Origin of the sequence: Erysipelatoclostridium sp. An15 (assembly GCF_002160675.1) — a bacterium.
Lineage (GTDB): Bacteria > Bacillota_I > Bacilli_A > Erysipelotrichales > Coprobacillaceae > Thomasclavelia > Thomasclavelia merdavium.
The window spans coordinates 1-14,606 of record NZ_NFLA01000055.1 but is presented as its reverse complement, the minus strand read 5'-3'; the positions used below and the strand labels follow the sequence as shown (position 1 = coordinate 14,606).

Below are 14,606 nucleotides of genomic sequence, written 5' to 3'. Positions count from 1 at the left end.
TTATTTGATTATGTAAACTGGTATAATAATATCAGGATACATGGTTCACTTGATTATAAAACACCTGTTGAATTTAGAATGTTCTCATAGAAATTGTCCAAAAAAGTGTTGACAATCCACACTAAATTGGACAGTTTCTAAGAGAACTGTTACAATTTAGTGTAACCTATCCAAGTTCCCCATTCTGGGACAAAAGAGTATGAGAAGAGAAACATATAAAAGATTTATAATGTCATTTCTGTAAGAAAATTGTATCTGTTATTTTGAGAGTGTAAAATAAACTGTATAAGTTGAGAGCGTACGGCTCAGCTTCACAGTTTTTATTTATATCTATGTTATAATAAAAAAAGAAGAGATATATGAATATGGCAAGAATAAAACGTAATCCTAAAAAAGTTGCACTGGCATAGGCTATTATCGATGCATATGACCCAAAATTGTCCAATTTAGTGAAACATATCATTACTCCATTTAATTTTCATATAATAAGACACACCTGTATCACAATAACGACAATCAATAATATTGATTTAGAAACTTCGCATGATCTAATGAGACATAGTAATATCAATACTACTACGAGCGTTTATACACATATCCAGGAAAAACATAAATAAACACTATTTTTGATAAAAAATGTGATGAAAGAACAAAATAAAAAAGCCCTCAACTAGAATATACTCTAGAATGAGGGCTTAAAGAGATTTTGATAATCTCATAGTATTTATAATGGTCTCCCCTTAGGGATTCGAACCCTAGACCCACTGATTAAGAGTCAGTTGCTCTGCCAGCTGAGCTAAGGAGAGATGACAAATATTATAATACATCAACCTTATAAGAAAAGCAAGTGAAAAATAATGAAAAAACTAAATAGCTATGATATAATTAATCAATGAATGGGGTGACTTGGCAATGTTTTACAAACAAACGGTTAATAATATAAAAGTAGTTATAATTCCACTAGATGGCGGTTTATTAGATTTAAATCGGCTTCGTTTTAACTATTTCAAAAGAATATGTAAAAAACATAATTATAATATTACTAAAAAAGAATTTGAAGATTCTTTAGGTAATATGAAAACAATGTATCAACAATTCCCTATTAGTAAAAATTATAGCAGTGAAGAAATTAATAACGTTATTGAACGTGATTTATTTGAATACGCAAAATTAAAACCTGATGCTATAAAAAAGGAAGGTACTGAAGAATTATTACATTTCTTTAATCAAAGAAAAATAAAAGTTGCTGTTTTATCAACCCATAAAATAAAAAGTGCTATTAGATATTTACAATTAACAAAATTATATAATCAAATTGATTTTATCATTGGTGGCGATAGTGAATTACCTGGCTTACCTGATCCAGCTGTCTTAACAACCACTTTAGAACAATTAGATTGTCAACCTAGCGAAGCAATGTTAGTTGCCAATTTCCCAAGTTTATTATCAGCCGGAAATCAAATATTAATGAATGTAATCTATCTTAATGATTTATGCAGTGCCAATGAAACAGTAATTCCTCGTGTTTTTAAAATTGCTAAAAACAACTTTGATGTTATTAATGTCTTTTTGTTTTCACCATATGATACTATGGAAATTTATTCACCATTACTTGGTATGTCTAAAGATATGGATTTAGAAACCTTAAATCAAACTTATCATCATTTATTAGAAGAATATAAAAATGATGAACAATTAATTGAATTAGTACGCGATACATATCATTATTTTTTAGGACAAATTGTAAGTGAAGATGATTATCCAATAATAGAACCTAGTTTTTTTAAAGAATATTCAAATAACGAATCCAACAAAGATTCTTCTATAAATAAAAAAAACAATGATTTATCATCATTATTAAAAAATCAAAAAAATACAAAAACTTCTATTGGTACTGATTTAAATGAAGTCAATAATTTAATTGACCAGATCAATGGAAATGTTTCTAACGAAAATATTGAAGAAAACAAACAAGAAAAACTACAAATAGAAAAAGAAAAAACTATCGGATCAAAACTTGCTGATTTTGGCTATACTTTAATTATTGATGCCTTAGTATCATTTATAGCATTATTACTTTATGTTGGTTTTGAAGATTTTATTAATGGTCCTGGTATTGGTGCTAGTATTGTAAGTAAAATCATTGAATTATATATTACTATTGCTTTAGCACCATTTAAATTGATTTTTAACGGTTTAAATAGCTTAATTAACCTAGTTCCTGATTATTCAACAATAACTGCTGGAAATCAGTTTTTATCAACTTTAGCGATAGAACTTCTTTTTGCCATTATATTTAATATTATCATTATTTATATATGTAAATTAGTTTATCGATTAATTAAAAACATCGGAGTCGAAAATGAAGATAATTAATAAAATTAAAGAAATAGATGTAAAAACATCACACTATTTTTTAAGATACTATCATCACCATTTTCTAAATAAGATCTTGATACTGATTACTGGAATTGGTGATTTTGGAATGATTTGGCTTGGCTTAATTTTAATATTGAGTCTTCATAGTCAAACTCGTTTTCTTGCCCAAAGAATGTTAACAGCCCTACTTGCTTCAACAATCATTGGTCAAGTAACTATTAAATCACTTGTAAAAAGAAAACGTCCTTGTCATACATTTACAGATGTAAACATGTTAATAGCTATTCCTAATGACTATTCATTTCCATCTGGACATACTACTTCAAGCTTTGCTTGTGCAACGACAGTATGTTTTTTATTTCCTAAAGCAGGGGTAATTTTTATGATCTTCGCTTTTATAATGGCATTTTCTAGATTATATCTGTTTGTCCATTATTTAAGTGATGTTACTTTTGGAATGATTTTAGGTATTTTAGTAGGAGTAATTGTTATGTTAATATAAAAAAAAGTGCCAAAAACTGGCACTAAATTAATAATCCAATACTTAAAACCGCAATCAAGTTCTTTGCCATATGTAACAAGATAGACGCAAAAATCGTCTGTCTTTTTTCATATACATAAGAAAGCGATAACCCTGTTGCCATATATGGAATCAGCTTAATCCATTCAGTCATGTCCCCTGCAAGAATGTAAGTATAAACATGTAATAAACCAAACAAAAATGCTGAAAGTATATGCGCTAAAACTTTATTTTTTTGCCTTAATGTATTGAAAATAACCCCTCTAAATAACATTTCTTCAACAAAAGGAGCTAAAATAACACTTTGGATAAACATTAATGGCAGATTAGATTTCACTAATGATTCTACAAATACTTGATTAGTAGCATCAGAAGCCTGAGATCCTAAAATCAAAGTTTCAATAGCTGTACCAACGAAAGCTAACCCATAAGATACAACTAAACCGATTGTAAGTACCCAAATAATATTTTCTAAAAATTTATCTTTAAAGATTTTCCAATTTTCAATTAAGAAATCTTTTAAAACAAATATTATCGGTATAGCCGAAGCAATCCCTATTAACATATTATAAATAATATTTACAAAATCAGCTGAATAAGCATTGCTAATATACATTAAATAAAGATTTATTAAAAAATTCAAAATTGTCGGTGCAAAATACAAATACCAGGGAAAAAGAAGAATTACCCCAATTGCTTTTTGCCGATTATTTAACTTCACTGTTTCAATCAAATTCAAATTAACACCCCACTAAATCTGATTTTTATCTTCTAAATCAATTTCTTCAAAAAATACTGCTTTACATACTTCTAGTTCAGCTGTAAATAAATAAACACCCACAATTGTCGTAAGTACATCTACAATAATTGGTACTGGAATAATCATTGTAACAACAGTCATAATAAGTACCGCTAAAAAATACCAGCCAATATAAGAAAGATATAGTACTACTAAAGTTGATTTATGCCCTTTCATTAATCGAGCTGATTCACTCATCGCCTTAGCACCCTTTATATTATATTTTTCTAATAAATATGGTGTTAAAGCAAAATATAATGAATACATTATTAAAACAACTATCAACACAATACTACCCCAAAAAAAGATATTACCAATATTTTCTATCACCGTAACCATTTTTGGATCATTTAAAATAGTACTAATATCTGTTGTTTCAAATCCTGATTGCATAATAAACGATATAATACTATTAAAGGCAGCATCGCCAATTATTAACTTTGAAACCAGAGCAATAATTAAAAGAACTAACATCAATAAAAATAACAGCAATAATTCTTTAATAAAATAAGTAAAAAATAAATCTTTATACCTTTTTATCCCAACTAAACCATCTTGTTCTATTGATAATTCATCACTTCGTTCATTAACTGTTTTTAAAGCAGTTACTACTTTACCATGTGAAAACGGTAAAACCAAAAAGCCTAATATAGTTATCAAAAACGGAATACTACTTCCAATTAATTCAATTAAATAATTTATAGCAACCATCATGATACCAATAAATAAAAATATCATTACAATACTACTACGATTAGTAGCAATCATACTTCTAGCCTTGGTCTTTATATCACGAACATTCATACTAATCCCTCCATGTTATTATTATATCAAATAATAGCATTAAAGGGAATTATTTGATGTCTAAACTAGTTTTTATAGCTTGATTAATCTGTTTCATAATTCGATTATCAATTTTTCCAACCTTTTCTTTAATTCGCTTTTTATCAATCGTTCTAATCTGTTCTAATAATACAACACTCTTTTTTTCTAATGACCCCGTCTCTAACATAACATGGGTTGGCAAAGGATTTTTAGTTAACCTTGATGATATCGGTGCAATAATAACTGTTGTTGAATAACGATTACCTTTATTGTTTTGTAATATTATTACTGGTCGATATCCACCTTGTTCACTTCCTACAACTGGTGATAAATCAGCATAATAGATTTCCCCTCTATGTATCATAACAACAACTCCTTTATTGCAATATATGATTAAAGATAAATTTTATACCCAATAAAAGAGTTATATGGTATGATTATCTTATCAATATGGAGGTAAACAAAAATGATAAAAGCAGTAATTTTTGATATGGATGGTTTAATGATTGACAGCGAACGTGTAACCTTTGAGGGGTATCAACATGTTTTAGCTAAAGAAAACCTAACAATGAGTGAAGAAAAATACAAAACGCTTTTAGGAAAACCAGTAAAAGCTGTTCATGATTTATTTAAAGAAGATTATGGTCCACAATATGATGTTGACCAAATTATTAAAGATGTTCATGCTTATATTGCTAAGCGTTTTGAAACTGAGGGCGTACCTTTAAAACCAGGATTAGTTGAATTATTAAAATATTTAAAAGAAAATAATTATAAAACAATTATTGCAACAAGTTCTCATCGTAATCGAGTTGACTTAATTGTTAAACAAGCCCAAATCGATCAATATTTTGATGATTCTATTTGCGGTGATGAAGTAACAAAAGGAAAACCAAATCCTGAAGTATTCTTAAAAGCTTGTCAAAAACTACAAGTATCACCACAAGATGCCTTAGTTTTAGAAGACTCTGAATCAGGTATCAATGCCGCTTATAATGCTGATATAAAAGCAATCGGGATTCCTGATATGAAATATCCTGAAGAAAAATATGTTAAAATGACTTATAAGATCATGGATAACTTATTCCAGGTAAAAGATTTTTTAGAAGAAAACAATAAATAAGGAGGAATTAATGAAGTGAACTCAATTATTTGGATACCCAAATAATTGAGGTTCATTTCATAATCGATTCCTTTTTTGATACTAACTAAAAAAAGATTAGCATACTGTATGTCTACAAATCCTAATCTTTTTATCAACACTTATAAATTAATAATCTTAAATTATTTTACTACATCATTCATTATCTGATCAATTAATTGAATAACTCGTTCACTATTTTTTCCATCTTGATATTTAAAAAACATTTGACTAAATTCTTTAATATCATAGCTTTTATTTTCCTTAATAGCATCAATTAATTCAGTTTCATTTTTACAAATTGCCCCTGGCATCACTTGACTATAATCAACAAAACATCCTAATGTCTTCAAATATTCATCTAAATCCGGAACATAAAAATACATCGGTTTATTTAATAAAGAATAATCAAAGATTATCGAAGAAAAATCAGAGATCAGCATATCACTAACTGTAAATAAATCATGAGTATCTTCATGATTGAAATTTATGATCCGTTTATCATCTTGTAATTTAGCTTTTAACAATAAAGGGTGGAATTTATAAATTAAAACATAATCATCACCTAAAGCATTTAAAACTTTTGTAGCATCAAAATCTACTGCTTTAAAACCTTGATAAATATTTCCTCTAAATGTTGGTGCATATAAAATTATCTTTTTATTTTCTAAAACAGGGTACTTACTAATCAGTTTTTGTTTAGTAGTATTTAAATAATTATCATCATTTAAATGATCAACACGTGGCATCCCCGTAGTAATTACATGATCTTTGCTTACCGCAAAAGCTTCATAATATGGTTCTTTCCAATAATCACTATTACTTATGACATAATCGTAATTTCTAATTGGATATTCACGCTTAATCGCATTTCCAAATTTTTTAATTGCTCCAGTTGCATGCCAGACTTGAATAACAGTTACCCCTTCTCGTTTAAAATTACTTATAACATAGTTATTATCAGTAATTAAAACTAATTTAGAAGTGTTTATAACATATATTTGCTTGATACAATTCAACATGTACAAAAAATTATTTATCAATGATTTCTTATTATAATTTATTAATACTGTTTTTAAATCATAATCTTTTTTATTTTTAAGACCATCATAAATAATCTTTAAATCACTTTCTAAATGATTAGATTCTAGCGAAACAAATGCAATTTGATTTTGCTTAATAGAAAAACGACTTACAAAAATATTACTTATTTTAAGAATAATATAAATTATAATCTTTTTTATTCCCATTTTCTCACCTACTTAAATAATATTTCAACAACACGTTTACTTGCATTTCCATCTTCATGATTATTAAACCGCTGGTTAAATACTTCTAGTTTTGAATAATCATAACAATGATTGGCAACTTTATATAAAAGATCATCTTCATTTTCAATAACTTCACCAGGAAGATCATTATAAATATCTAAATAAAAACCTCTTAATTCATCACGATAACTATCTAAATCATACATATAGAAATAAATTGGTCTTTTTAAAATTGCATAATCAAAGAAAACACTTGAATAATCAGTTATTAAAACATCAGCAATTAGATATAATGAACTAATATCTGATTGAGGATCGATAAAATAAACAAAATCCTTAACAGCCTCTAAATCAAAATCATTTACAATTAAATAATGCGGCTTAAATAATACAATATATTCATCTTGTAAAACTTGCTGCCATTTTTTAAAATCAACTTCAAGCTTAAAAGTATAACCTTTTAAATTATATGAATTATCACGCCAGGTTGGCGCATATAAAATAATTTTTTTATCTTTAGGCAAGTTCAATTTAGCTTTAATTTTCATAACATCATCCTCAGTATAATTAGATAAAATATCGTTACGAGGATAGCCTGTTTCGATTAATCTTTCTTTATTAATAGCAAAAGCACTTTGAAATACTTCAGTAGTAAAACTACTAGGGCTAATCATATAATTATATTTACTTACATCATTATCATAAGTTGAACGCATTTCTTCAACTGACATTTCACTACGATAAAAAGTTGTTCCTTCAAGAACTTCAATATCATGAGCTAATTTTTTTAGCGGTGTACCATGCCAAGTTTGTAAATATATTTGATTTTTTTTCTTTAAGACATACTTTGGTAATTTACAATTAGAAATCCAATATTTACTGCGGGCTAAATAAAAGAAATATGGTATACTAAAATATTCAATAATCTTAGCATTTGATATCTGGATATTCTTTTTTCGATGATGTTTTATTGCAAAAATGCAACGATATTTTTGATATTCTTGATGTGCCGTCATATATTGATGTAAGGCCATCGGATTATCAGAATAACCACGACCATGAAAAGAAATAAACAAAATCGTGTTTTTATCACAAGGAATAAAACGATATCCTAAGCGATAAATTATACGTATCATTTTTCCTAAAAATTTTTTTATCAGCTTCATTTTTTCCTCCTATAAAAATAAGGGGTATTGCCCCTTATTTAAACACTTCTTCAACAACACGTTTACTAGCATTGCCATCTTCCCATGAACAAAAGCGTTGATAAAATTGTTGATATTTTTCTTGATAATCAGTATTTAACTGATCAATATTTTTAATTTTGTCAACCACTTCTTCACTAGAAAATACTAATGGACCTGGTAATTCAGTTTCCATATCAATATAAAAACCTCGTAATACATCACGATATTTATCTAAATCATAGGTATAAAATAATAACGGTCTTTTTAAATTAGCATAATCAAAGAAAACACTAGAATAATCAGTAATACAAATATCACTAATTAAATATATTTCAGTAATATCATCATATTTACTTAAATTAAATGCAAAATCTTCTAAACCTGTTACATCTAAATTATCAGCAATGTAATGATGTGTTCTTAACAACACAACATATTGATCTCCTAATTCTTTTTTCAATAAATCTAAATCTAACTTCAATTTAAACTTATATCTACCATTTCCATAATATTCATCGTCACGCCAGGTTGGTGCATATAAAATAGTTTTCTTATCTAAAGGAATTCCAAGTTTTTTCTTTAAATTTAATGCTATTTCATCACGATTACTAGCAGATAATAAATCATTACGAGGATAGCCAGTTTCTAACATATTACCATCGTACATAAAACAGCTTTTAAAAATATCACTAGAAAATTTATTTGGAGCAATCAAATAATCCCATTCTTTCTTTTGACGATAAAACTGTGCTTTATAAGTTGGTGAAGCAGCAGTTACTTCTTCTTGATCAAATGCTAATCGTTTTAGCGGTGTTCCATGCCAGGTTTCTAAAAATACTTGTTCTTCACGTTTTCTAAACCATAATGGCTGACGAATATTAAAAACAAAATATTTACTAACCCCTAAATAATAAGCATATTCACGTGTAAATCTTTTTACAATTTTACCACCGTATGGTAATTTTTCATGAGGATCATTTAAAACCCAAACAAATTCATATTTACCTGGATAATTTTTCCCTAGATATTCATAGATATATTTAGGTGAATCAGCATAACTTTTTCCCATAAATGTTTCAAACATAATTAAATTTTCTTTAATTGGTTTATTAATATATTTATGTTGATAAAGATATTTGTTCATCTCGTTTTTATTTTTAAGAATTTTCTTAAATTTGATTTTTGCAAGATGACGATTCACCGTTCTTTTTACAGTCGCTAAATCTTTATTGATACAAGCGTTAACAATCTTTTTACTGTAACGAGAACATTTAGATAATAATCGAGGCTGAATATTTTTTAAAACTTCAGACATTACTTCAAAACGCTCTGTGCGCCATAAATCATTTTTACTACGACGAATCTTTCGAGCAAAGAATTTAGTATAATAACGCAACATTTTTGAATCCAGATAATAGCGAATATAGCTTTCTGGTGGAATAATAGCCGCACAATAACGATAAGCAGCTATAAATTCATCAAATTTATTTTCTGAATCTTTTATCTGAGATAATGCTGGATTATTAATTGGATCATTGTGCTTTCTTTTTACATAAATAGCTTGATCAACACGATCAAAACTGCGAGCAAAATTTAATAACTGCACTACAAATGGTGCATCACAATAATAATTAAAATCTTCATTGAATCGCAATTGATGTTCTTTGATTAATTGTGCTTTAATTAAAATATTCAAAACTGATATATTTCTAATTGCATGTCTAGTTCTTATTAAAATATCAGTAGCATATTCACTATAATTATCTTCATTATATTCCTTTTCAAGAAATTTATTATCAAGATCATGATCTTTATCTTTTAGATTCAACTCATTGTTCTTTTCATCACCCATAGTTTCAAAAACTTTCTTTTTAAACCAGGTAACTTTTCGAATTCCAGTAACTAAATCTAAATTATCCTGACTAGCTCGTGTTAATAAAGTATTTAATGATCCTGGCATTAAATAATCATCCCAATCAATAAAATAAATATATTCACCACAAGCATTTTCTAATCCAATATTACGTTTTTTAGCAACATTTAAGTCATCTTCTACTGTAATAATTTTTAAATTAACAGGATATTCTTGAATTTGTTGATCAATTTTAGCGCTTTTACTAGCTATTAATAATGTTTCAAAATCATCTAGATTTTGTTCACTAATACTTTCTAAACAATCATATAAATATTGTTCATAACGATCGTAAGGAATAATTATACTTAACTTCATCTTTTTACCTACTTATGTAAATCATCTTTTATTTTAGTTGTAGAAATACCTTCTGTACGTGGTAAATAAACAACTTCACAATAATCTTTTAAGAAATCAAATTTTCCTTTCCAATCGTCACCCATAACAAATACATCAACATCATGTTCTTGAATATCTCTTATCTTTTGATCCCAAGATTCTTCAAGAATGACTTCATCAACATATCTAATAGCCTCTAAAATTAACTTACGATCTTGTTCACTATGATATGCTTTTTTTCCTTTTTGAGCGTTAAATGCATCACTGCTTACAGCAACAATTAAATAATCACCTAACTCTTTAGCTCTTTTTAAAATATTCAAATGACCTACATGAAATAGATCAAATGTTCCATATGTAATTACCTTCTTCATTTTAATTCACCTATCCTTTTATGCGATCTATAACTTTTTCCCAAAAACTAATCTGTGGGTTTTGGACAATTCTTTTTTCAAATTTTTTATCTCTGATTTTTGCTTTTTCTTTATTAGAAAGACTATTGTAATAGTCTACATATTCACCATAATGATCACATACTACGTTAACTTCCCCATATTCTTTAAGCATGCCACCTTCTATCCACATGGCACTTTGGCAAAACTTTCTTACTTGAGGTAATGAATGGGAAATAAATATAATTGTTTTTCCCTTATCTTTTAGCTCATTCATTTTATTCAAACATTTTTGAGCAAAACCTTTATCACCTACTGATAAAGCCTCATCAACAATAATAATATCAGGATCCAAATAAATTGAAATCGAAAATCCAAGTCGGGATTTCATACCACTAGAATATTTCTTTACAGGCTGATACAAAAAATCACCAAGTTCTGCAAATTCAATAACACCATCGATGATTTCTTGAATTTTCTTTTTCGAAAGTCCTAATAAAGCACCTTTAACATTAATATTTTCCAAACCTGTAAGCTGTTTATTTAAACCAGTATTGATTGCGACTAAAGACTGTTCACCATTTATATGCATAACACCCTCATCTATCTCACTAATACCAGCTAAAATAAGTGATAAAGTTGACTTTCCAGAACCATTAGTTCCTAAAATCCCAACAACCTCACCTTTAGGAATTTCAAAACTAATATCTTTTAAAGCATAGAAGCGTTTTGCTTCATTACTTTTCCCTTTACCAGTATTTTTCTTTTTTAATTTATATATTTTTGAAACATGTTCAAATTTAATAGCATAATTTTCCATTTTATCACCTAAATCAAATCAATAATCTTATGTTTAAATTTATACATCATCATGCATCCAATTACAAATAAAACAATTGTAATCAACCAGAACACACTCATTTGTTTCCAATAATGCATAAATCCATAATGATATAAAAAGCAATCACGATATCCACAAACAATATAATAGATTGGATTAATATTCATTATAAAACGAATAAAATTAAATAAAGGTGTTTGTCCACTAAAACGAGAAATTGGCCACAAGATTGGTGTTAAATATAAAATCAAACGCATACAAGCAAGAATTAACTTTCTAGTATCACGAGCAATCATATTTAAAACCGATGTTACCATTGCTAGACTGATTGCAAAACAACATGCTGCAAAACAATAATATATTAAACCCAACCAGTGTATAGAAGGATATATACCTTGTGTAAAATAAAACAGTACTAATAAAATCATGATACAAGCATGATTAAATAATTCTTTTAAGACAACAGTAGCCGGCAAAACGCTAACTGGAAATTTCATTTTAGTAATAACTCCAATTTTTGAAAAAATCGCATTAGCTCCATGAGTTATGCATGGATTAATAAAAAACCAGACTACCATCCCGGCTAACATCCATTGAATAAATGGAAAGCCATCAACAGCATTTCGATTCATTACAAATCCAAAAACAAAATAATAAGTTAAAATTTGAATAAAAGGATTTGCAAAATTCCAAAAGATTCCAAGTTTTGAATCTCGCATATCTGATAGTAGTTCATATTTAGAAATAGAATATATTCTAAATAAATTACTAAAATTCTCTTTTAGAACATATTTTATACTTTTTAGCATCTTATACCTCCAAGCTACTTTAATTTACAACAATATCATTATAATTATAGCACAATTATATTACAATATAAAATAACATAATTTTTTACAAAAATAAAAGATATTTTCAGATTTTTTGCATTGAAATCATTACTTTTATTAGCACTATTTTGCAAATAAATCATCTTAGTTGAATCTATAAATAAAATATGATAACCTTATTTACGAAAGAGAGGCAATAATTATGCAAGAAACTGTATTATTATATAATATTGATAAAACTGAAGCGGGAAAAGCCATTATTTCAATATTAGAAAAATTAAATGTTGAAGTAATAATTGTTAAAACTAGCGATCTAATGAGTCCTATTGGTTATATTTTAGGAATTGAAGATTACCAGCGAGGAACAGAAGCTTTAACCTCTATCCCTCATGATGATATGATGGTTTTAGCCGGTTTTGAAGACGGACAAGTTGATATTTTATTACAAATTTTTAAGGAAGCAAATATCCCATTTATCCCATTAAAAGCCATTGTCACAAAAACTAATATTGACTGGACTTTTAAACATCTTTTAGAAAATGTTAAAAAAGAATATTTAGAATTTACAGGTATGAAACAAACTAATTAACAAAAAAGCCAAAATTATTTTGGCTTTTTTTAACGTCCATATAAATCAGACATTGGCACTTTATCTAATAAAGAATCAATTTTGGCAACTTCTTCTTCAGTTAAATAAACATTAGCTGATTCTAAGTTTTCTTTTAAACGGTTACTTTTACGAGTCCCTGGAATTGGGATAATATATGGTTTTTTATTGATCATCCATGCTAATGAAAGTTGAGCTGGGGTACAATTTTTTTCTTTAGAAATTGTTCTAATCATTTCCATTAATTCTTGATTAGCATCATATGCTTCAGGTGTAAATTGAGGCATTCTTGTTCTAAAGTCATCTTTATCAGTAAATTTAACATCTTTATTATAAGCATCAGATAATAAACCATTGGCTAGTGGTGAAAAAGCAACTAAAGAAATATTTAATTCTTCAAGAACTGGGAATAATGTTTCATAATCACGATACATCATAGAATAACGGTTTTGAATTGCTGTTAATGGACAAATTGCATGAGCTCTTCTAATTGTATCTTCATCAGCTTCAGAAATACCCCAATATCTAATTTTTCCAGCTTCCATTAGCTCTTTCATTGTTTTAGCTACTGTTTCAATTGGTACATTAGGATCAATACGATGTAAATAATATAAATCAATATAATCAGTTTTTAATCGTTTCAAACTTCCTTCAATTGCTTTTTTTATTGTTTCTGGACGAGCATCCATTACAAGATTTGTACCTTGATGATGAACCCCACATTTTGTTGCAATAATAACTTGATCACGATAAGGTGCTAATGCTTAACCAACTAATTCTTCATTATATTCAATAGTACCATCTTCATTTTCTGCTACATAACATTCAGCAGTATCAAAGAAATTACATCCTTGTTCAACTGCTTGAACAATTAATTTTTTCATTTCCTCTTTGTTGGCTGGTTTACCATATGCATGAGTCATTCCCATACATCCTAAACCAACTGCAGACACTTCTAAATCTTTACCTAATTTTTGTTTTCTCATTAAAATTCTCCTTTTATAATTAACGATCTAATCCAGCAATCATTTCTACAGTTGCTGCATTATAATGATCAAAGAAACAGCTTTTATTACGATTCATACTTTCAATTATTTCCATATCTTCATAATTCAATTCAAAATCAAAGATATTAATATTTTCTTGCATTCTTTCTTTTTTAACTGATTTTGCTAGTGGTACAATTCCTCTTTGTACTAACCATCTTAAAATTACTTGGGCAACTGTTTTGCCATATCTATCACCAATTGCTTTTAATTCTGGATTTGTAAACATATTATTTCTTCCTTCAGCAAATGGTGCCCATGCTTCCATTTGAACACCATATTTTTCATTATATGTTTGAGCTTCAATCTGTTGATGGAATACATTTACTTCTACTTGGTTTACAGCTGGTTTTACTTCACTATATAAAACTAAATCAACTAAACGATCAGGATAGAAATTTGATACACCGATTGCTTTGATTTTTCCTTCTTTATATAAATCTTCTAATGCTTTATATGCTCCATAGTAATCATTGAATGGTTGATGCAATAATACTAAATCAATATAATCTAATTG

At 27.6% G+C, this 14,606-nt stretch carries 16 protein-coding genes, 1 tRNA gene and 1 pseudogene; 6 read left to right on the top strand and 12 right to left on the bottom strand.

The genetic code is table 11. From position 1 onward, the window contains the following. On the top strand, positions 1–90 hold a 90-nt coding region (locus B5E92_RS13120), incomplete at its 5' end, for an IS3 family transposase (RefSeq protein WP_143357590.1). A 359-nt stretch (positions 91–449) separates the two neighbouring features. Continuing rightward, positions 450–617, top strand: a complete 168-nt coding sequence (locus B5E92_RS16035) for a tyrosine-type recombinase/integrase (protein WP_394337383.1) — start codon at positions 450–452, stop codon at positions 615–617. A 113-nt stretch (positions 618–730) separates the two neighbouring features. Here the strand turns inward: B5E92_RS16035 and B5E92_RS13110 are convergent. Continuing rightward, positions 731–806, bottom strand: a tRNA-Lys gene (locus B5E92_RS13110). 106 nt (positions 807–912) lie between these two features. On the opposite strand from B5E92_RS13110, the gene B5E92_RS13105 reads away from it, so the two are divergent. Both B5E92_RS13105 and B5E92_RS13100 read left to right on the top strand, forming a co-directional pair. Then, positions 913–2,376 (top strand): HAD family phosphatase, encoded by a 1,464-nt coding sequence (locus tag B5E92_RS13105; protein WP_087302934.1) that lies wholly within the window; start codon positions 913–915, stop codon positions 2,374–2,376. Next, the gene (locus B5E92_RS13100; protein WP_087302932.1) at positions 2,363–2,881 is read left to right on the top strand and encodes a phosphatase PAP2 family protein; all 519 of its coding nucleotides are present in this window, start codon (positions 2,363–2,365) and stop codon (positions 2,879–2,881) included. Before B5E92_RS13105 ends, B5E92_RS13100 begins: the two co-directional genes overlap by 14 nt. A gap of 22 nt (positions 2,882–2,903) precedes the next feature. On the opposite strand, the gene B5E92_RS13095 is transcribed toward B5E92_RS13100, so the two are convergent. The 3 genes from B5E92_RS13095 to B5E92_RS13085 are packed head-to-tail and all read right to left on the bottom strand — an operon-like array spanning position 2,904 to position 4,887. After that, on the bottom strand, positions 2,904–3,638 hold the full coding sequence (locus tag B5E92_RS13095) for a CPBP family intramembrane glutamic endopeptidase (protein ID WP_087302930.1): 735 nt from the start codon (positions 3,636–3,638) through the stop codon (positions 2,904–2,906). A 12-nt stretch (positions 3,639–3,650) separates the two neighbouring features. Then, positions 3,651–4,502 carry a DUF975 family protein gene (locus B5E92_RS13090; RefSeq protein ID WP_087302928.1) on the bottom strand — a complete coding sequence of 284 codons (852 nt, stop codon included), beginning with the start codon at positions 4,500–4,502 and terminating at the stop codon, positions 3,651–3,653. Positions 4,503–4,551: 49 nt separating this feature from the next. After that, complete coding sequence (locus B5E92_RS13085) at positions 4,552–4,887, bottom strand: type II toxin-antitoxin system PemK/MazF family toxin (RefSeq protein WP_087302926.1); 336 nt, start codon at positions 4,885–4,887, stop codon at positions 4,552–4,554. A gap of 102 nt (positions 4,888–4,989) precedes the next feature. On the opposite strand from B5E92_RS13085, the gene B5E92_RS13080 reads away from it, so the two are divergent. Next, positions 4,990–5,646, top strand: coding sequence for an HAD family phosphatase (locus tag B5E92_RS13080; RefSeq protein ID WP_087302925.1), 657 nt, complete (start codon positions 4,990–4,992; stop codon positions 5,644–5,646). A gap of 161 nt (positions 5,647–5,807) precedes the next feature. Here the strand turns inward: B5E92_RS13080 and B5E92_RS13075 are convergent, their stop codons facing one another. The 6 genes from B5E92_RS13075 to B5E92_RS13050 are packed head-to-tail and all read right to left on the bottom strand — an operon-like array spanning position 5,808 to position 12,415. Continuing rightward, complete coding sequence (locus B5E92_RS13075; protein WP_087302923.1) at positions 5,808–6,914, bottom strand: CDP-glycerol glycerophosphotransferase family protein; 1,107 nt, start codon at positions 6,912–6,914, stop codon at positions 5,808–5,810. An 8-nt stretch (positions 6,915–6,922) separates the two neighbouring features. Next, positions 6,923–8,101 carry a CDP-glycerol glycerophosphotransferase family protein gene (locus tag B5E92_RS13070; RefSeq protein ID WP_087302921.1) on the bottom strand — a complete coding sequence of 393 codons (1,179 nt, stop codon included), beginning with the start codon at positions 8,099–8,101 and terminating at the stop codon, positions 6,923–6,925. Between the two features lie 34 nt (positions 8,102–8,135). Beyond that, positions 8,136–10,352 (bottom strand): bifunctional glycosyltransferase family 2 protein/CDP-glycerol:glycerophosphate glycerophosphotransferase, encoded by a 2,217-nt coding sequence (locus tag B5E92_RS13065; protein WP_087302919.1) that lies wholly within the window; start codon positions 10,350–10,352, stop codon positions 8,136–8,138. An 8-nt stretch (positions 10,353–10,360) separates the two neighbouring features. After that, a complete protein-coding gene (gene tagD / locus B5E92_RS13060; protein ID WP_087302917.1) occupies positions 10,361–10,747 on the bottom strand; it encodes a glycerol-3-phosphate cytidylyltransferase in 387 nt (128 codons plus the stop codon). Positions 10,748–10,757: 10 nt separating this feature from the next. Next, positions 10,758–11,585 (bottom strand): ABC transporter ATP-binding protein, encoded by an 828-nt coding sequence (locus B5E92_RS13055; RefSeq protein WP_087302915.1) that lies wholly within the window; start codon positions 11,583–11,585, stop codon positions 10,758–10,760. An 8-nt stretch (positions 11,586–11,593) separates the two neighbouring features. After that, positions 11,594–12,415: an ABC transporter permease gene (locus B5E92_RS13050; RefSeq protein ID WP_087302914.1), complete on the bottom strand. Its 822-nt coding sequence runs from the start codon at positions 12,413–12,415 to the stop codon at positions 11,594–11,596. 223 nt (positions 12,416–12,638) lie between these two features. Here B5E92_RS13050 and B5E92_RS13045 point away from each other — a divergent pair, with 223 nt between their 5' ends. Then, a complete protein-coding gene (locus B5E92_RS13045) occupies positions 12,639–13,025 on the top strand; it encodes a DUF3783 domain-containing protein (protein WP_087302912.1) in 387 nt (128 codons plus the stop codon). A 29-nt stretch (positions 13,026–13,054) separates the two neighbouring features. On the opposite strand, the pseudogene B5E92_RS13040 reads toward B5E92_RS13045, so the two are convergent. Beyond that, positions 13,055–14,029 (bottom strand): annotated as a pseudogene (locus tag B5E92_RS13040) (aldo/keto reductase). Positions 14,030–14,048: 19 nt separating this feature from the next. Next, on the bottom strand, positions 14,049–14,606 hold a 558-nt coding region (locus B5E92_RS13035; RefSeq protein WP_143357589.1), incomplete at its 5' end, for an aldo/keto reductase.